The sequence below is a fragment of the Priestia sp. 10L35 genome (assembly GCF_056395685.1).
Window position 1 is genome coordinate 331,855 of record NZ_JBFTKA010000002.1, and the last position, 17,357, is coordinate 349,211.

Below are 17,357 nucleotides of genomic sequence, written 5' to 3' on the forward strand. Positions count from 1 at the left end.
CCGTATTCGCTGCTTTTTATTTATCATTTAGTACATGTATTAAATGATAAATCACTTTTGCTGTCAGTCCCCATATGACTCGGTCTTCATAGTAATAAAAATGTTCTTCCATCTCTCTTGTTTGCCAATTATAATTTTCACCACCAATAATCGCGTCATAAGGAAAATTATGTTCGGGTTCTACTCTGAAATGGATATTGTGTATATCAGGTTCGGTACGCTGAAAAAAAGAAAGAGGCACGGTAAATACTTCTGCTACTTCCGAAGGATTCGGTCGAAGTTCAAGCGACTCATCAATAAAACCTACATAAGGATAAATGATTGTTCCAAATTGAGAAACAATATAATCTAAAGCTTGTACTTGCTGAATAGATTCAGGCGTAATCCCTAACTCCTCGGATGTTTCACGGATAGCCGTTTCTTTTTCGTCTGCATCCGTCTTCTCGACACGCCCTCCTGGAAAACAAATTTCTCCGGGCTGTCTTCGTAAATCGAGCGCTCTTACCTCAAATAAAACATGCAGTTCCCCTTGTTTTTCAATAAGCGGAACAAGAATACCGAAGCGAGAAAACTGCTCCATTCCAAGAATTGTCGGTATCCGATTTTCTAACTTAGCTATAATACGGGATGTATCCATACGTCCACTTCCTTTCACAAAATGAATTATCAAAAGAATAGCGAGTTATAAGCTACGATGTCAACTAACCTGCAAAAGAAAGCTGTTATCTTTAGTATATGAAGAGATCCATTCAATTGACACTACAATTGATAAAAATATATAACATGGATATAAATAAAAACAGATAGCATCGGCTACCTGTCTTTTTGTTTTGTTTTTAACAACCCATAAATAAGTAAAAAGAATGCAACCACACTGATAAGCAATCCTCCTACTTGCTTATCAGTCAGTCCAAAACAAAGCTGAAGCCAAAAGATAACCAAGCAAATCAAAATGACGCTGGTAGCTAAATAAAAGTAAATGCTGTAGAAAAACGGATTCGTTCTTTTCCGTTTGTAGACAAGTAGTGAGATGCCTATATACGTACCCAATAGTGTGAGTAATACAACAACTTCCGTTAATGTTCTCACCGCATTCTCCCCTCTCCCTTTTTTCTTCTATACCCCGTTTCTTCTTTCATCAAAAGGAAGTTTAACTAAGGTATTTACAAAAAACGCCCTTATGCCATAAGGCGTTTTCCTTCAATACGCTTTATCCTGGTTTGTATTATATATCAAGAGCAAAGGTAATGACCGCTTCACAAGCCAACTCGCTATCTACAAATGCTTTTCCTTTTCCTCTTACAATCTTTCCGCGCTGCTTGAGAACCTCAAATTCTAAACGCAGTGTATCTCCTGGCCTTACTTGACGCTTAAAACGACATTCGTTTATCCCCGCTAAAAAAGCAAGTCTTCCTTTTTGTTGGTCATCCGCAGCCATGGCAAATCCACCGAGCTGAGCAAGAGCTTCGACAATAAGTACCCCTGGCATTACCATATAGTCGGGAAAGTGACCTTTGAAAAAAGGTTCATTTGCTGTTACTTGTTTAATCCCTATCGCAAGCTTTCCTTCTTCTTGCTCTAAGATGCGATCAACAAGTAAAAAAGGATAGCGGTGTTGAATGGTATGTTTTATTTGTTTTATATCTTTCATAGGTATCGCTCCTTTTTCTTATAATAAGGGGTCCTTGCCGTCAAATACAGGAAACGTATCTGGATGAAGGAGCGGCGCGAGTTTTTTTAACCCTAACAGCAACCTAGGTGAAGGACGACAATACAGCCATTCTTCTAGTACATGTACGCGATGTTCTTTAATGGCACACATATCGGACCAATCGGGTCTTTTATGTAAAATAGTCGGATTTACTTTGTTTGTCTGCACGCCTACCCAAGCCAGACAAATATGTTGTGGATTTCGTTTGAACACTTCTTCCCAATTACTCTGTACATTTGCTTCTTTATGATCAGCAAATATATTTTCTCCTCCCGCTAACTTACTAATTTCAGTCAGCCAGTTTGCTTTGCCAGGAGTAAAGACAGGTTTTGGCCACCATTCCCAGTATACAGTGGCTTTTTCATCAATTTGATTTGCAATCCCTTTATATGTAGAAAGAAACTGATCATAACGCTTTAACAGTTCAGCTGCTTTTGTTTCAATGTTTAATCGCTGACCTAAATCCTGTAGATTTTGACGGATATCTTCTAGCGAATTAGGATTATATACGACATAAGGAAGCTTTCGTTTTTTAAGTTCTTCAATATTTCGCTCCATTCCAGGAACGCTTAGTGATGCTAGGACTAAATCGGGTTTAGCTTCTTCCACCGCATCCATATTAATAGATAAATCGGGACCTAAACGCGGCAGACCTTGAATAGACTGCGGCCAATCGGAATAATCATCAATTGCTACGAGCAAATGCTCACATTTTAAATACGCTATTAGTTCTGTATTGCTTGGACAAAGTGAAACAATTCGCATAGTTCCCCTCCTGCATTCATTTCTTTTTTTCTATTATACAATAGATCCAAATATAAAAAGCAGAGACTTTCACTGAAGTCCCTGCTTTTGGTGCTCTTTATCCACCCATCGCGTGATAAAAGAAGTAAAAGAAAACTAAACAGCCAAGTGAACTAATGCTTGTAGTTAAAATGCCGATTGAAAGCAACACCTGTCCGTCTTTTTTTTGTTTATATCGCAGCATATAATAAAAAGCTAAACAGGTGCCAAGGAGTAAATAAATAGCCCATATGTAAGGTAGATTCTTTAGCTGAAAGATGTATCCTTGATTAAATAATAAACAGTAAATAAAAAAAAGATTTACGATAAAAAATATAGAAAGTACACTTTTCTTCATCTATTAAACCCTCTTCTATTCTTTATTTTCTGCTATAGTTGCTCTGTTTTGATTTCTCAGTTCATCCCGTATTTCACGTAAATATTGATTTCTCTCCTGCATTCGCTTTAACACTATAACAATAACAGCTATAATACCAGCAATGATTCCTATATAAAGAACTCCAAACACTAAGATAGGTACTACACCCCAAAGCTCCATCTCATCCCTCCTATTTTTTGGTTATTACCTTATTTTACCGTATTTTGTAAAGTTGTCACGTCTTTTATCCATGAAAAAGGGAGTTTGAATATACATTCAAACTCCCTAAAGAGATTATAAAAAATAATATTTATTATAGCGCTTTGCTTTTGACACTCGCTCCCGTTCCGAAGAACTTATCAAAAATTTGATAAAGAGCAGACAGGCCAACTAACCAATAAATCGTTGTTACTAACCAATCCCAAGAGCCAAATAGCTCTTCTACTACATTCACGCCTAATGCTACAGCTAACCAATTTAAACCGCCTAAAATCACAAGAAGAATCGTTAAACCTGAAAGAAATTTCACGTTGTCACCTCCTTGCGAACTGCATTAGGAAAAGCAGCTCATGTTACATCTTATGCGCTGTATAGATCAGTATATGCATAGGCGCTATGTAAAATAGTTATAAAGAATATGTGATTTATTCTTTTTTATTTTCTTATTGTGCAGCTGCAGCTTTCCCGATTTGCTTAATCGTTTCTACATGCATCGCTTCGTGATAGAAGCTGAATAAAAACGTTTCGCCAACTGTTGTAAAGTTGATGCCGGCTTTGTTTGTAAAAGGTGTAATTAACTGCTTATCAAACTGCTGGGGCATGAACTCTTTAATACGATGTGCTTGATCTTTCAACACATTCGCAATTTCTTCAAGAGAAGGAGCAGCCTCCGTCCAATCGGCAGGTTTCGTTCCTGCGCCGAAAAAGCTTTCATAACTCTCTGGCGTTTGCATCGGTTCACCAGCTAAGCCAAACACAAGTTTTTCTTGAATAAAGGCAATGTGTCCAAGATTCCAGCGGATATTGTTATTGAATCCTTTTGGTGTGATGTCCGCTGCCTCTTCTGCTGTTTTTTCGAGGATACTAAGCGTAATTCCTCTTACAACGTCCATATGTTTTAAAATCATGTTTTCCATCGTCTAATTTCTCCTTACGTTGTCGTATTAGATAAACTATTCAATGTCTATTGTGCACAAATTAACTCTTAAATGCCACTCATAAGATTTAAACCTTAAAATAAAAGAACATTCAAAAGAAACATCCCCCTATATAAAAACTAGGGGGATATTTTAAGCAGAAGACTTCAAATTTGAGACAGGTCCTTTATTTGGCTTCGGTTTTAGCTGACCTAGCTTATTTTTTAGATAATCTTTTAATGCGCCGCGTTTTCTCTTGCGTCTTTTATCACGATTTTTAATGGTAATCTCCTCCTTTCCTTTTAGTTTTAAGACCTGTGTATTAAATGGATTCTTCTTTTATACATAAAATCCTTTTGAATTCTTAAATTTACCTTCATGTAATTCTTTCCTTTTTACAAAAAAAGACCAAAGTATCAAAACTTTGATCAATCAAGCTACGTAAGTAATCGACCCAATAGTGGAAATAATAGCGCTGTTTCTGTCGTACCAAACAACGGGTTCGTATCTAACTGCAAAATAACTGAGGTGAGCGGTGTGAAGCCTGACAATTTCATCTGACAGGTAAGCTGATTGCTTTGCGTCGTCTTTTCTCTTTAAATTTAACACTTCAATAATTCTTTCCCGCGTCGTAATTCCAATTCCATGACCAAAGTATAGAGTTTCATCTAATACAATTGTATTTTCACCTTTCCACTGGGGAGTATCAGGATTATAATCAGGATTTTTAAAATACGCACAGTCTCCGGGCAAGTAGTCAGATCCTTTATAACCATGAAGCTCAAGATCTTCATCATATTGCCAATCGTGTAAGTAAAGATCAGCAAAAAGCCTGTTAAAGTTTGCTTTTCCAATATTATTTAATACAGCTTTGTAAAAGATGATGATAACAGCCGTCGCGCACTCAAACGCATATTCGTGTCCGTTGTAAAAAATATCATCGATGGCCTGATGAGGAGAAACGGTAGGCAGTAGCTGAAACCCTCCGTTATCGGTTCGTTTCCAATACTTTTCGTTACACCTAGAACGTGCAAATGTAGCAAACTTGGCTCCGCTTTTGCGCAGCAACACAGACGATTCAATAATTTGTAGTTTAACAGATACATCAAAATCAAGCTGGTCAAATGTAGCATACTCATACACTTCCCTATAGGTATCCATCTGTTTTAAAATGTCTGCTTTTTCTTTCGTTAACGAACTATTATTTAGATCACTTATTTTCACAATTTGTTGGTTAACTTTAATCATAGACGTTCTCTCCTTTACAGAAAATGATATCAATCACTTTCTCTAACAGGATATTGATAAAAAAAGATTTTGTGTATCTTCATTTATTTAAAATCGTGAAGATTAGAAAAAACGATGAAAGAAAGTAATTTAACCAATAATCTTTTCTTTTGTTCCTTTTTGTCCTTTTGTAACCTTTTTAAATATAAAGCGAGCAACTAACACGTACAGTGGTAACACAATAATGACGGCAATAACATTTAAAATCCAAGGTATTGTCCCCATAAAAACGTTTGAAGATGCTTTATCATACCAGCTCACAATAAGTATTAAAAAGAAAACACTGGATATAAAAGTACTTATGTATCCCTTCTTATAGTTTGTACTTCTCACAGCAACAACAAAGCCAATTACCAAGGAAATGCCTGCTGCAATTAAGACAAAAATCAAAAATAAGTTTGCTACCTTTTGAACGTCCATTTCTTCCCTCTTTCCTATAAAATTTCCACTCCAGAATCTTCGTTACCTCACCTATAAAAAAGTAAATTTACGTACTTTAAACTCCCTAAAACAATTAACTCCTTTTTCTAGATACAATTCCTACAGTTAAAATTAAAGTCATACCTACACCATATAGCGCTATAAAAGTATAAAGTGATTTTATGTAGCCAGCTGGATAAAGCGTAGCGATCATTATTAATAAAAGTCCTAATATGTTTAATAACTTTGTTTTTTTAATTTTTATTTCACTCTCTTCCTTTCAATCTCGATCGCCCTTTTACTTATATAGAATCTAGAAGCTAAAATTTCTTGGCAATCTACTAGGTAAATGTTTATACTTCTTTTAGAAATGTCCCTCTTCATTAAATTTTGCTTAAAATAAGCTTGTTCTCCACGAGACTTTTAGTTAGTTCTGTTCTTTATTTAACCGCTTCATTTTGTTTTTGATCAAAAGTTACTATTAAATTGTATATAAAAATTAACAAACCACACCCGACCATAATCCAACGCATACTTCCTTGGAATGCAGAATTAAAAATGTTTGCTAAAGCTATTATAAGTCCTGTTGACATGTTAAGATAATTCCAAAACAAGCAAATCGCCCTCCTTAACCATTGCTTCTTCTTTTCTTAGGCCTTAATATAAATTCGTAGATGAACCAATAAATTAGAGGAAACAAAACAATAACGAGAAATCCGTTTTCAGCCGGTATATATTTATAGATTAATAGCATAATAATTGCAAACACAAGGTAAGCTATCCAAAACCCTTTATCTCTTTTACGCATAACTACCACCTCTCTCTGAACTGAAATACCATCCTAACGTCTAACGTACTTTCTATATACACAACCAAATCCTTTCTTAAAAAGTACGTTATTAGTGAACGCCATACCAAGATAAGCCTAATTTTTAAGTCTAGGCTTATCTTGGTACTACCTATTTAGCAAGAAATACTTCTTCATTCACATTTTCAAAAAACGACTTCAACCTAGAAAAGTCCTCCTTGTTTCCCCGTGTAGAGAAAATTTCTTGATCATTATGAACAACAAGCTACGGGAGGTTTACTAAACGCGTAATTTTCTTCGATTTTTATATTAACAAATTATCACATTTTTATTTTACTTGTTTTTCTAAATATGTTTTAATTATACACTAGTAACCTCTTAATTTGATGCGTAAGAACTCTACCAGTTAAACTTGGTTATTTGTGTAACTACGCTCTTATAATTAAGAGAAAGGAAAATGCTAATGGCCTTCGTTAAAAAAAATAAACATCTCGTCCGAAGCTAAATCAATGGGTATAGACTTCTATGTACCTTTTTTAATCATTTTAATTGCAATACTTTATACGTGCTTTTCCCCTGATCTAGAAAGTCTTCAATACATATCAAGAATAATAGAATTTGTTGTATGTCCCATAGCTGCTTGGTGGTCCGTATACTTATTTTTAGATCACTCTGTTGATAAAGATAAAACAGCTGAGTTAACACCCAACTCCTCGCCATCTATTTTGTCTTACGGCCTTATTAGAGTGACATCTTTCTTTCTTATTTTTCTAGCGGCATTTTTCGTATTACTAATTTCTATTACATTAAGGTACCCTTATCCTTACATATCATTATTTAATTTAACTATTATTTATGTTCCTCAAACTGTGTTGTACTGTTACTTAGGATTTTTCCTTATGGTATTATCACGAAACATTGCTATTCCGCTATTTATTTTATTAACATATATAGCAGTCAAGTATTGGACGACTAGAGACATTCCGATATATAACGTAATGTCATTCTCTATAGATATGCAGTTGTATCCGAGGATTATCCTGTTAGCTGTAAAAAATATTGCATTAGCTCTTGCTTTAGCGGTTGCAGGACATTTCGTTTTGGTCAGACGAAAGAAGATATAAATATTAGTTTACACTAAAAAAGTTGAGCTCCTATTTACACTAGGTCTCAGCTTTTTTATTTCTTGAATAGGCTCAATTACAACATCGAAAGACTTAAAAAACATTAAAATGCAATTAACATTTTTTTATGCTTTTTCATAGTTGGTCTCCATTTCAGCCGTTTTTAGTACTCAGGCTTAGCAACACCTAAATTCGATTCAAAATCAGTAAGGTACGTGCGGGCTCCGTTATATTAACCGTAGGTTTTATATCCCTGTTAATTTCTTTTTGCGAAGAGTGAACGTGATCATAGAAGAAGTCTATACTTTTATCGTTTCGATCGGTGGCATCTACAACAGAACGCAGATTGTCCATCATTGTCACTTTATATATCGTTTTAGGGGAAGTGTATTTCGTATAAGCTGGAACGAGTAAAAAGAATTGAATAATAACAAACATTACAACTGTAAGGATAATGGCAGTACCTACGTTAAAGTCAGATGGAAAGGAAGATATTTCTGACACTTTTCCTAACCAGCTATATAAGTACCTTTGACTGCAAAAGGTTAGCAAAAATCCTACACCTGTACCTACGGTGTTTATAACGGTGCTTTGAAGTATGATAATCTTGCTAATCTGTTTAGCACTGGCTCCTATTGAACGCATAATGGCGAACTGATTCCTCATCTTGTAGAGCAAAAGCTCAAAGTTTGAAATGAGAATAAGAGACGTGATAGTTAACACCAATGCCGATAAAACAATAATAAATGTATGTAAGGATTGTAAATTATTTTGCACGCCTGCATCTTGTTCAGCTATATCAATACGTAAGTTCTTGTTATAAGATTTTATACGATTGGCCAACTTTAAGGCGCTCTTATTCTTGTGTGCCTTTATTAATAAATAAGTTGCTTCTGCGCTGCTTTTTTCTTTTGCTTGAATATAGTCTTTTACGTTTTTTTGATTAAGTATTAGCATATCTGGAGCTACTCCAGTAGCGGATAAATCTTTTACCGTTTCTGCTAATGTATATGTTTTGTTTTCTATAAGAACTTTATCTCCTACTTTTGCGTGTAAATCTTTAGCTAGTCCTTTGTTCATTGCGACAGAATTCTTATTCAGCGGTTTGGAAAAGTGATACCGACTTTTAGCTAAATAATCGTTTTCAACACCTACTGTATAGATACAGGTATTTAGTTTATTTAGATTCAAATGAGCAATAGATACTTTTGATACCTTATCTACCATTTTATCCTGGTGAATTTCTTCCACTAAAGTTGATGTCAAAATTTTGCCTTGATCCATCTCAAACCCTACAGATAAATCCATCTCACCGTAAGTTTGTTTTAATTGACTTTTTAATGTGTCCTGCGCATTAAAAGAGAATAAAACCATACTAAGTACAAGCATCGTAGAAATAGCTATACTTACAATAGATGAAAACACTATAAATTTATTGGACTTAAATAAACGAAAAGCTAAACCTCGTAGTGTTTTCATATCTTAGGACTCTCGACTTTTGTAATAAGCTTAAACTTCTCTAGTATATGATCCAAATCACTATTTCCGCTACAGATATATGTATCGACAATAGAGCCATCATGAAAGAATAGAACGCGATCTGCATAAGTAGCTACATTAGGGTCGTGAGTAACAAGAAGTATGCTTTGGCTGAGTTCGTTTTTTGTAGTTACTAGTGTGTGTAGTATGACTTCGGAAGTATTAAAATCAAGGTTACCTGTAGGCTCGTCTGCCAGAATAATAGGTGGTTCAGTTATAATTGCTCTTCCTATAGCTACGCGCTGCTGTTGTCCACCTGACAGTTGTACAGGGCGGTGTTTCTTCCAAGCTGTTAAGCCCAAGAGCTCAACAGCGTTATTTACTTTTAAATCAATTACATCCGATGTAAGTCCCTTTAAAATGAGCGGCAGAGCTATGTTTTCTTCTACAGATAAATCCTTTAATAAGTGGAATGATTGAAAGATAAACCCAATATTATCTCTTCTGTACGCTGAAGCTTGAGGTTCTTGGAACATATCTTTTGAAAGCATTCCTTTTAGTTTAATCGTTCCACTAGTTGGTTCATCCAGTGCTCCTAAAATGTTCAGCAGTGTGCTTTTTCCTGAACCACTTGTTCCCATAACAGCAACCATTTCACCTACCCTTAACTGAAAGGATATATCATTTAGTGCAGTAACTTCATAGCCCTCTCCTTTATAAACTTTAGTTAAATTTTTCACCTCTAAAATATGTTGATTCTTCACGTCTTCACCTCGAAGTAAGTTTTTTTGTAGTGACAAAGATAGTTAACGCTTTTATCGCCTCTCCTTTTGTAAATTTCTACTATATCTAGTACGTTTCAAAACAGGAATAGTTTTACATTTTGAAGAAAATAGGTAAAAAAGTTTTAATTATTTACAAGAAAAACAAAAAATGGTGACCGTTAAATGATTGTCTTTCTTTTGCCGCCCATTATCTTCGGTTTGGCATGTACCTATTATTTTGGTCTTCGGAAAGAAGACTGAACACAGACAATTCCTATTTTGCTTTTACTAGTAGTTACGGAAACCAGAGAAGTTATCCATAAGATACTAAAAAAACTGCTGCAGGTAAGCTAATAAAAGCGCAACTTAATGCCACTTTTCGAAAACAATAAAAAAGGCAGCAGCTCAACTTATGAGCTGCTGCCTTTTATTTATAGAAACACGAGAATAACCTTTTAACGATACCAAATCGTTTTATCTTGATATGGAATACGTTTTGATGAAGCTTCTTTATTAGGATGTCCGACGTAAATTAAGCCTAAGAGCTTATCTCCGTCTTCTAGAGATAAAAAGTCATTCAGTTCTGTCTGATAGACAATTTCACCGGTTCTCCAAATTGTAGCCAAACCTTGTTCTTCCGCTACTAATAGCATATTTTGTATGCTTGCCGCTACGGCAGAGATTTCTTCAATTTCAGGCACTTTACCAGAAGGACTTACTGCTACAGCAATAATGACAGGAGCGCGAAGCGGTCCTTTTTTTGCTTTTGTTGTTTTTTTCAACGCTTCTTCTTCACTTAATTGAGCAGTTTTTTGTTTCATAATACGTTCCATTTCGTCTCCTAAACGAACGCGTGAATCCCCTGTAAACACGCGGAACTTCCAAGGCTCTGTCTTTTTATGGTTAGGAGCCCAAGTGCCGGCTTCTAACATAAGGTTAATAGCATCTTCTGATACGTCTTTGTCTTGCATGGCCCCAATCGTTCTTCTAGCTTTAATAATATCTAATACGCTCATGCTTTCTATCTCCTTTTCTACATTCAATTTATTATAAGTATGTATTTGTCTTGAATATAGAATAATTGAAAATCATTCTCACTGTCAAATGTTTTGATTATTACTTAGGTAACGATAAATAAATATGCCAATTTTTTAAGCGTGTTTGTTTTTTTAGCGGGTTTTCTTTTAATTATTTGGCAGTTTTGTCAAATAAAAAAACGATTTGGAACATAGAGTCCAAATCGTTTTTTCATCTTATACCCACCCGCGGAAACGAGAAGCTTCAGCTGATTTTTTGATTCCTGCCATGTAAGCAGCAAGCCTCATATCTACGTCATTTTCTTGAGAGATTTGATAGACCGTTTCAAATGAATCTACCATTACCTTGCGTAATTTGTAAGCTACTTCCTCTTCAGACCAGTAGTATCCTTGATTATTTTGCACCCATTCGAAGTATGAAACCGTTACGCCTCCAGCACTCGCTAAAATATCTGGCACTAAAAGTACGCCTTTTTCATCTAAAATGCGCGTAGCTTCAAGCGTAGTCGGTCCGTTCGCTGCTTCTACTACAATAGAAGCTTTAATGCGATGAGCGTTGCGAACCGTAATTTGATTCGAAATGGCTGCAGGTACTAAAATATCACATTCTTTTTCTAATAGTTCTTCGTTTGTCATCACATTGGTAAATAAATTTGTTACGGTACCAAAACTGTCGCGTCGATCAAGCAGGTAATCAATATCAAGACCAAGCGGATCATAAAGAGCTCCGTATGCGTCTGAAATGCCAATTACTTTTGCTCCTGCATCATGCATGAACTTAGCGAGAAAACTGCCGGCATTTCCGAATCCTTGAATAATAATTCGCGCTTCTTGCAAGTTAAGGTTTTTCTTTTTAACAGCTTCTTCTATACAAATGGTTACTCCTTTAGCCGTTGCAGTTTCGCGTCCTTGAGATCCTCCGAGTACGATAGGTTTTCCGGTAATAAAACCAGGAGAATCGAACTCACGCAGTCGGCTATATTCATCCATCATCCATGCCATAATTTGAGAGTTTGTATAGACATCCGGTGCAGGAATATCTTTAGTAGGCCCAACTATTTGACTGATGGCTCTTACATAGCCGCGGCTGAGTCGTTCTAGTTCACCAAAAGACATGTTTCTTGGGTCACATACAATTCCGCCTTTACCGCCGCCGTACGGAAGGTCGACAATGCCGCATTTTAAGCTCATCCAAATGGATAATGCCTTCACTTCCTCTTCATTTACTTCAGGATGAAAACGTACTCCTCCTTTAGTAGGCCCGACAGCATCATTATGTTGAGAGCGGTAGCCGGTGAATACTTTTACCGATCCGTTATCCATTTTAACCGGAATGCGAACCGTCATCATGCGCAGCGGTTCTTTCAATAAATGGTATACTTCTTCACCATAGCCTAGCTTTTGAAGCGCTTCTTGAATAACTGTTTGAGTAGATAAAAATAAATTAAGTGATTCCTGTTCTTGCTGCTGTTCTCTTTTTAATTCACTAGCTGTTTTTGTAATGGACATTCTGTTCACCCCATATTAATCATTGAATTTTCTCAACGATTTAACATGCAATTCCTGTGCCAGTTTGCAACGCTTTTATATTATAAATAATCTCTATTAGCAAGCCTTATATTCCCTGCATAGGCTGATATTAGTATATACTTAAAGAAATAAGACAAACTATTTATACCGCAAAGGAGGAAAGTGCTATGTTACATGAAAGAAAAGAACAAGAGCGAAACAATCACTGTATAGAATGCTGTTCCATCTGCGGAGAAAGGCTAACATCTTTTCAAGAAAAAGAAATATTCACATGCGACAGCTGCTTTGAACAAAAAGTCAACGATGTGCTTTCTGAGCTGTAATCAGATGCTCTATTTTTTAGAAACAGGTGTCACAATGTTAAAGTTTGGATCGATAGAATCCTGACAAGACAAAAAGAAATCCCATTTTGATTTATCTCCTTGAACAAATATGACCGAGCTATAAGAGTGATCATTTGTAGTTGTGAGTCGATATAAGGTATCTTGCCACATCGTTACCGTCACCTCAGCTTTCTTTCGCGTATCTCCGAGATACCTAAAGATTCCATGCTTAAATTCTGTGAGAGCTACTTCATTACGATCTGGTATGACAAACAATAGACGATAGTTACATGCACCTGCCTTTAATCCATCTACGCGAATGCTAAATAGTTCTAAAATATTTTTTAAAGGAAGTGTATCCCATACTTCTTTTGTGATAATGTTGGCAGGCAGCGGTATATTACCTAAACGAAGTTCTTTGGCTCCTGTTAAATATTCATTTCGCCAAGGGCCGGATTCCGCTATATACCCTAATTGTTCAAGCGCGTCTGCACATAAAAGTTTTGCCTTTACATGGTGAGGATCAGCGTAAATAACTTGTTTGGTCACTTCAGCTACCCATTGATAGTCGCCTTGTTGAAAACAACGCTGCGCTTTTTTGACAATGTTGTCCGCTCCCCCCATATACTCTACATACTTCTTAGCTGACTCTTCAGGAAACAGTTTATTTAAATCGACAGGATTGCTGTTATACCAGCCCATATAGCGCTGATAAACCGCTTTTGCGTTGTGGTTAACCGTTCCATAAAAACCGTTGGTATACCACTCGTGAGATAGGATTTCTGGGAGCTTCATCATTCGGCCGACGTGATCAATGGTATATCCTTGATTCATGAGCCTTAATGTTTGATCATTAATATATTGATAAACATCTCGTTGATTTTCGATATATGTGATGCACGACTCGTTTCCGAACCTTGGCCAATTATGTACCCCAAATACAGTTGTTAGTTCTTGGCCAAATAAATCGATTGCTTGCTGCAAGTATCTTGCCCATGCTGCTGCGTCTCTTACTTTTGCTCCTCTGAGCGTATAGATGTTGTGCTGAGTGGCCGTACAGTTTTCTGCAATACACAGAGACTTTTCACTAGGAATATAGATGTTCATTTCAGCAGGCGCTTCCGTTCCTGGCGTAAGCTGAAACTGAAATGAGACGCCGTCAATTTTCTTACTTACATAAGAATGATGTTCGGAAGGACGGATTTCTTCTATGCCTTTAATAAGCGTGATTGTTCCAAATGAAATTTCTTTTCCGATACCGTTGTCAATTAAGCCTTTTTCATCGCGTCGCAGTTGAATACCGTACATATATTGACTTCTTCGTGTCATTGCTGTTGCCGCCGTGACGTTTTCATCGATAACCGCATCCATAAACCCAGCAGGAGCATAAACTTTACTAGTTTTATTTTGTGTTGAGTCAGGTAATACTCCTAAAACTCCACCGTAATGGTCTATATGTGAATGTGAGAAGATAACGGCTCTAACAGGACGCTTCCCCCAGTGCTGGTTTACTAGTTTAAGTGCTTCTTCTGCTGTTTCTCTTGACGTCAAGCAATCAATAACAATCCATCCCGTTTTCCCTTTAATAAATGTAATATTAGCCATATCAAAGCCTCTTACTTGAAAGATATTTTCAGTTACTTGATATAAGCCGGCTTGTACATTTAATTTTCCTTGTTCCCACAGTTTAGGGTGGACAGTAGCAGGTGTAGATTGTTCAAATAAAAAAGCGTACTTTCTTAAATCCCATACAGGATACAGCTGATTTTTTTTGAAAATCAGAGGAAAAGGTACGCGTACAAGAGCTTGGTAATCAGCAAGATTTTGTTCTAATTTCACTTGTTCCCAGTCTATGTTTTTATAAGTATCAGCATTAGTCGCTGCAGTCTTTTGAGTAGCATCTTTTCGGTGAATCGTTAACTCCTGTTCATAATCAAACAGCATAACCCCCTCCTTTTTATTACTTTATGCGTAAAAATGAGACGAAGTACAAAAAGGGAGGGAAAATAGAGTTAACAAAAAAGAAGATGCGCTTAGCACGCATCTTCTTTTTTATACTGAATGTCATGTTTGAATAGTCGAGTATTCTGTCTGAATTAGACAGCCTAGCACTTAGTATAACGATTGTTTACCAATGTGCCTTTTGTAATCAAAACAAATCTTCCTTCTAAGGTGCTCAATACGTTTCTTGAAGTCGCTGTAAAACAATGCATGTGTACAGTCTCTCCTTTCTTGTATTGGCCTTACATAGAGTGTATACCCTCGAAAAAATAATTGAAACCTGATTGGGAGATTTTTTCAAAAAATAATAAATCCATTATGGTTAGGCTCTTTTGTCTCTATTTTTTCACCCAGTTGTCATTATCATCTTTTTTGTACTTCGTTTTCACCGCGTTCCAAGCGACTTTGTGAGCGGTAGCTTCTTCTTTGTATTCATCACTTGCTGAATTGAATGCTTCTTTATAAATTTCCTGAGCATGATGAGGAAGATTATCTCTTACTCCATCCGGCAGTTCTTTTAATGAATTGTAAGGCATGATAGTATTCCTCCTTGAAAACATCTTTTACTACTGATTTACCTGTTTTCAAATAACATAAACATTTAATAAATATAGTCCTTATACAAGTCGGACTGAGTGACCTTTTTATAAGCGAGTCCGTGTTTTTTAGCAAGGGCTTTTACTTCATCTACACAGCTTTGAGCGCTTCTTGGTGATACGTAAATTTCATTGATAAGCTGATGTAAATTACATGTAAGGAGGTTACCATGCTCATGAGAAAACTCATACGATCTTTTTTCAAGGATATCCATTCGTTGTTGCCATTGATTTGCGGAAATACCTTGAATTTCGAACAGCTTTTGCAGCTTCCAAGCGTGTATACAACTTGCTACAATAACAAGCCTCAATTCATTTTCATGCTGATAGGATTTGCGCTTGTAAAATAACGTGTCATATACAGAGTGACTAACCATTTCTTTTTGGAAGTCTATGTACTGCACTTTGCCAGAGAAGATTTTATAGCGTAAATCTTTAATACTGCACAATAAATTTTCATAGGTGGTTTTAATAGCTACGCCATCATTCCCCTTTAAATATAGATTCCACATTCCAGCGGCTTCGTAATCATTGATATGCCAGGATGAAACAGCAGAAAATTCATGGATTTTTCTTATATAGGTTCTAGAGGTACGGTTATGACGTTCGCCTTTTTTTCTTAACTCTTCTATGTTCCACATTGAAGAGCATCCTTCAAGAGGGTCCGAAAATGCATCAGGTTTTGCAAAAAAAAGCGCATTGGTTTCCAGTAAATCTTGAAAATCAGACAGCGGCATAAATCGCCACACCGTCGGATTATTGTGCACCTTATAGCGTTCATCATAATCGTCATAGCTAGATTCGAATCTTTTGGCATATTCGTAAGCTTTATCTCTATAAGCTAAATCCATTGGTTTTCCTCCTCTGAATGCATATTCACACTTGAATTATAGCACTTAATTGTTGTAATTTTCAAAATTATCCACCTGTATTAGGAGAGTTCTGTTATCAGAAAAGAAGGCACGCCTCAACATCTGCAGCGTGTCTTCTTATTTAATGAAATGAATATTTTGCTTAACACTTTCACTTTCTGGCTGATTTAATTCCAATAAATAAATTTTATCCGCTCGAAAATCAGTATTCTTCATTTCTTTTTTTAAGGCACGAATAAAGGCAGCTGAACTTTTTCCGTAGGCTTCAAAATAATGAAACGTGTGTACAACAAATAGAATGGATGCTCCACTGTAATCTTTTTTGCTCTTTTTTTGGATGTTTTCTAGCACTTTTTCTATATACTCTTCTACAGAACCTTCCGTCTGGATACGGGGTGGAGCAAAATTTCCTGAATTCACCCTCTGTGCATCTTCAAATTCCAGTTTCCCATCTTTGTAAGAAGTAATTTCAATTCGTTTTTCAGTACCATCCGGCTGAAGAATTAATCCGTCGTATCCTTGACTTCCAATAATAAGCTTCAATTTTGAATTCCTCGGACAATAGGAAGATTGGCTGAAGCAATAAAGCGGATAAAACTCTTCAAAAAACTTTTTGAAACGCCCTTTTTTAAGTCGAGCTAATTTTATATATTCTCTGTTTTGATGAATCATTTTCTGCGTATGTTCAAAATACTGCTTCATTTCCTCTTGCGTCCTGTACACATCAAGATCTTTAAATAATTCATCCATCTTTTTCACCTTCAATCCCACCAACTAAAAAAGTCTTCTTACTTAGTAGATACATATTCATAAATGTGTGTGACAATTTTCTTTTTTTAAAGATATAGCTTTTTTAAAACAAAACGTGCACACTTTTCATTTTTTTGCATATCCTGTTATTCGTGCGTTCAATCATGAGCGTACATTTCAGCCTTTAGTTGTAAAAGATGAACCGCAAAGTTACAGCTGATGGCGGATGATATGCTTCTGATTATTTCATAAACTATAACAAACAGGAAACTTAACAATAATTGAGGTGTTGAAAATGTTTGATAATGATTACGTAGTTAAAACCATTCACGATTTATATGTAAAACATACAGAAAG

22 protein-coding genes are annotated in these 17,357 nt (G+C 36.0%); 2 read left to right on the forward strand and 20 right to left on the reverse strand.

Annotation, left to right across the window (positions count from 1 at the left end):
- Window positions 1-16: 16 nt before the first annotated feature.
- From AC1DEF_RS07675 to AC1DEF_RS07730, 12 genes are all read right to left on the reverse strand, one after another.
- Window positions 17-637, reverse strand: coding sequence for an NUDIX hydrolase (locus AC1DEF_RS07675; protein WP_043982570.1), 621 nt, complete (start codon window positions 635-637; stop codon window positions 17-19).
- Window positions 638-813: 176 nt separating this feature from the next.
- Entirely contained in the window at window positions 814-1,089 is a 276-nt protein-coding gene (locus AC1DEF_RS07680; RefSeq protein WP_097823360.1) for a hypothetical protein, read from the reverse strand.
- A 136-nt stretch (window positions 1,090-1,225) separates the two neighbouring features.
- Entirely contained in the window at window positions 1,226-1,651 is a 426-nt protein-coding gene (fabZ, locus tag AC1DEF_RS07685; protein ID WP_477727338.1) for a 3-hydroxyacyl-ACP dehydratase FabZ, read from the reverse strand.
- Between the two features lie 18 nt (window positions 1,652-1,669).
- Entirely contained in the window at window positions 1,670-2,476 is an 807-nt protein-coding gene (locus AC1DEF_RS07690) for a cobalamin-binding protein (RefSeq protein WP_097823361.1), read from the reverse strand.
- Between the two features lie 97 nt (window positions 2,477-2,573).
- Window positions 2,574-2,852, reverse strand: a complete 279-nt coding sequence (locus AC1DEF_RS07695; protein ID WP_043982568.1) for a hypothetical protein — start codon at window positions 2,850-2,852, stop codon at window positions 2,574-2,576.
- A gap of 15 nt (window positions 2,853-2,867) precedes the next feature.
- Window positions 2,868-3,053 carry a hypothetical protein gene (locus AC1DEF_RS07700; RefSeq protein ID WP_043982567.1) on the reverse strand — a complete coding sequence of 62 codons (186 nt, stop codon included), beginning with the start codon at window positions 3,051-3,053 and terminating at the stop codon, window positions 2,868-2,870.
- A 133-nt stretch (window positions 3,054-3,186) separates the two neighbouring features.
- On the reverse strand, window positions 3,187-3,402 hold the full coding sequence (locus AC1DEF_RS07705) for a DUF378 domain-containing protein (RefSeq protein ID WP_477727339.1): 216 nt from the start codon (window positions 3,400-3,402) through the stop codon (window positions 3,187-3,189).
- A gap of 133 nt (window positions 3,403-3,535) precedes the next feature.
- On the reverse strand, window positions 3,536-4,009 hold the full coding sequence (locus AC1DEF_RS07710) for a DinB family protein (protein ID WP_097823362.1): 474 nt from the start codon (window positions 4,007-4,009) through the stop codon (window positions 3,536-3,538).
- 432 nt (window positions 4,010-4,441) lie between these two features.
- Window positions 4,442-5,257 carry a protein-glutamine gamma-glutamyltransferase gene (locus AC1DEF_RS07715; RefSeq protein WP_097823363.1) on the reverse strand — a complete coding sequence of 272 codons (816 nt, stop codon included), beginning with the start codon at window positions 5,255-5,257 and terminating at the stop codon, window positions 4,442-4,444.
- A gap of 129 nt (window positions 5,258-5,386) precedes the next feature.
- Window positions 5,387-5,716: a hypothetical protein gene (locus AC1DEF_RS07720; protein ID WP_097823364.1), complete on the reverse strand. Its 330-nt coding sequence runs from the start codon at window positions 5,714-5,716 to the stop codon at window positions 5,387-5,389.
- A gap of 440 nt (window positions 5,717-6,156) precedes the next feature.
- A complete protein-coding gene (locus AC1DEF_RS07725; protein WP_176521217.1) occupies window positions 6,157-6,330 on the reverse strand; it encodes a hypothetical protein in 174 nt (57 codons plus the stop codon).
- A gap of 14 nt (window positions 6,331-6,344) precedes the next feature.
- Entirely contained in the window at window positions 6,345-6,524 is a 180-nt protein-coding gene (locus AC1DEF_RS07730) for a hypothetical protein (RefSeq protein ID WP_033579037.1), read from the reverse strand.
- Window positions 6,525-7,423: 899 nt separating this feature from the next.
- On the opposite strand from AC1DEF_RS07730, the gene AC1DEF_RS07735 reads away from it, so the two are divergent.
- Complete coding sequence (locus AC1DEF_RS07735; protein WP_237074928.1) at window positions 7,424-7,648, forward strand: hypothetical protein; 225 nt, start codon at window positions 7,424-7,426, stop codon at window positions 7,646-7,648.
- A gap of 186 nt (window positions 7,649-7,834) precedes the next feature.
- On the opposite strand, the gene AC1DEF_RS07740 is transcribed toward AC1DEF_RS07735, so the two are convergent.
- The 4 genes from AC1DEF_RS07740 to AC1DEF_RS07755 all read right to left on the reverse strand — a co-directional run bounded on the left by AC1DEF_RS07740 (window position 7,835) and on the right by AC1DEF_RS07755 (window position 12,437).
- The gene (locus tag AC1DEF_RS07740) at window positions 7,835-9,127 is read right to left on the reverse strand and encodes an ABC transporter permease (RefSeq protein WP_255255705.1); all 1,293 of its coding nucleotides are present in this window, start codon (window positions 9,125-9,127) and stop codon (window positions 7,835-7,837) included.
- Entirely contained in the window at window positions 9,124-9,891 is a 768-nt protein-coding gene (locus AC1DEF_RS07745) for an ABC transporter ATP-binding protein (protein WP_097824359.1), read from the reverse strand. The genes AC1DEF_RS07740 and AC1DEF_RS07745 overlap by 4 nt, the downstream gene beginning before the upstream one ends.
- Before the next feature lie 455 nt (window positions 9,892-10,346).
- Complete coding sequence (locus tag AC1DEF_RS07750) at window positions 10,347-10,907, reverse strand: nitroreductase family protein (protein ID WP_097823366.1); 561 nt, start codon at window positions 10,905-10,907, stop codon at window positions 10,347-10,349.
- 237 nt (window positions 10,908-11,144) lie between these two features.
- Window positions 11,145-12,437 (reverse strand): Glu/Leu/Phe/Val family dehydrogenase, encoded by a 1,293-nt coding sequence (locus AC1DEF_RS07755; protein WP_097823367.1) that lies wholly within the window; start codon window positions 12,435-12,437, stop codon window positions 11,145-11,147.
- 188 nt (window positions 12,438-12,625) lie between these two features.
- Between AC1DEF_RS07755 and AC1DEF_RS07760 the strand changes: the two genes are divergently transcribed.
- Window positions 12,626-12,781: a hypothetical protein gene (locus tag AC1DEF_RS07760; RefSeq protein ID WP_013083248.1), complete on the forward strand. Its 156-nt coding sequence runs from the start codon at window positions 12,626-12,628 to the stop codon at window positions 12,779-12,781.
- Window positions 12,782-12,790: 9 nt separating this feature from the next.
- Here AC1DEF_RS07760 and AC1DEF_RS07765 read toward each other — a convergent pair whose 3' ends face one another.
- The 4 genes from AC1DEF_RS07765 to AC1DEF_RS07780 all read right to left on the reverse strand — a co-directional run bounded on the left by AC1DEF_RS07765 (window position 12,791) and on the right by AC1DEF_RS07780 (window position 17,000).
- Window positions 12,791-14,725, reverse strand: a complete 1,935-nt coding sequence (locus AC1DEF_RS07765; RefSeq protein ID WP_097823368.1) for an alkyl/aryl-sulfatase — start codon at window positions 14,723-14,725, stop codon at window positions 12,791-12,793.
- Between the two features lie 395 nt (window positions 14,726-15,120).
- The gene (locus AC1DEF_RS07770) at window positions 15,121-15,318 is read right to left on the reverse strand and encodes a ChaB family protein (RefSeq protein WP_013083246.1); all 198 of its coding nucleotides are present in this window, start codon (window positions 15,316-15,318) and stop codon (window positions 15,121-15,123) included.
- 65 nt (window positions 15,319-15,383) lie between these two features.
- Window positions 15,384-16,229, reverse strand: a complete 846-nt coding sequence (locus tag AC1DEF_RS07775; RefSeq protein ID WP_097823369.1) for a DUF2971 domain-containing protein — start codon at window positions 16,227-16,229, stop codon at window positions 15,384-15,386.
- A gap of 138 nt (window positions 16,230-16,367) precedes the next feature.
- On the reverse strand, window positions 16,368-17,000 hold the full coding sequence (locus AC1DEF_RS07780) for a hypothetical protein (protein ID WP_097823370.1): 633 nt from the start codon (window positions 16,998-17,000) through the stop codon (window positions 16,368-16,370).
- Between the last annotated feature and the right edge of the window lie 357 nt (window positions 17,001-17,357).

Bases quoted from the DNA above. Each gene is read 5' to 3' on its own strand.
- AC1DEF_RS07770 (WP_013083246.1), bottom strand. From the start codon at position 15,318: ATGCCTTACAATTCATTAAAAGAACTGCCGGATGGAGTAAGAGATAAT.
- AC1DEF_RS07720 (WP_097823364.1), bottom strand. From the start codon at position 5,716: ATGGACGTTCAAAAGGTAGCAAACTTATTTTTGATTTTTGTCTTAATT.
- AC1DEF_RS07715 (WP_097823363.1), bottom strand. From the start codon at position 5,257: ATGATTAAAGTTAACCAACAAATTGTGAAAATAAGTGATCTAAATAAT.
- AC1DEF_RS07675 (WP_043982570.1), bottom strand. From the start codon at position 637: ATGGATACATCCCGTATTATAGCTAAGTTAGAAAATCGGATACCGACA.
- AC1DEF_RS07750 (WP_097823366.1), bottom strand. From the start codon at position 10,907: ATGAGCGTATTAGATATTATTAAAGCTAGAAGAACGATTGGGGCCATG.
- fabZ (WP_477727338.1), bottom strand. From the start codon at position 1,651: ATGAAAGATATAAAACAAATAAAACATACCATTCAACACCGCTATCCT.
- AC1DEF_RS07765 (WP_097823368.1), bottom strand. From the start codon at position 14,725: ATGCTGTTTGATTATGAACAGGAGTTAACGATTCACCGAAAAGATGCT.
- AC1DEF_RS07730 (WP_033579037.1), bottom strand. From the start codon at position 6,524: ATGCGTAAAAGAGATAAAGGGTTTTGGATAGCTTACCTTGTGTTTGCA.
- AC1DEF_RS07695 (WP_043982568.1), bottom strand. From the start codon at position 2,852: ATGAAGAAAAGTGTACTTTCTATATTTTTTATCGTAAATCTTTTTTTT.
- AC1DEF_RS07775 (WP_097823369.1), bottom strand. From the start codon at position 16,229: ATGGATTTAGCTTATAGAGATAAAGCTTACGAATATGCCAAAAGATTC.
- AC1DEF_RS07700 (WP_043982567.1), bottom strand. From the start codon at position 3,053: ATGGAGCTTTGGGGTGTAGTACCTATCTTAGTGTTTGGAGTTCTTTAT.
- AC1DEF_RS07760 (WP_013083248.1), top strand. From the start codon at position 12,626: ATGTTACATGAAAGAAAAGAACAAGAGCGAAACAATCACTGTATAGAA.
- AC1DEF_RS07755 (WP_097823367.1), bottom strand. From the start codon at position 12,437: ATGTCCATTACAAAAACAGCTAGTGAATTAAAAAGAGAACAGCAGCAA.
- AC1DEF_RS07740 (WP_255255705.1), bottom strand. From the start codon at position 9,127: ATGAAAACACTACGAGGTTTAGCTTTTCGTTTATTTAAGTCCAATAAA.
- AC1DEF_RS07710 (WP_097823362.1), bottom strand. From the start codon at position 4,009: ATGGAAAACATGATTTTAAAACATATGGACGTTGTAAGAGGAATTACG.
- AC1DEF_RS07690 (WP_097823361.1), bottom strand. From the start codon at position 2,476: ATGCGAATTGTTTCACTTTGTCCAAGCAATACAGAACTAATAGCGTAT.
- AC1DEF_RS07780 (WP_097823370.1), bottom strand. From the start codon at position 17,000: ATGGATGAATTATTTAAAGATCTTGATGTGTACAGGACGCAAGAGGAA.
- AC1DEF_RS07735 (WP_237074928.1), top strand. From the start codon at position 7,424: ATGGTATTATCACGAAACATTGCTATTCCGCTATTTATTTTATTAACA.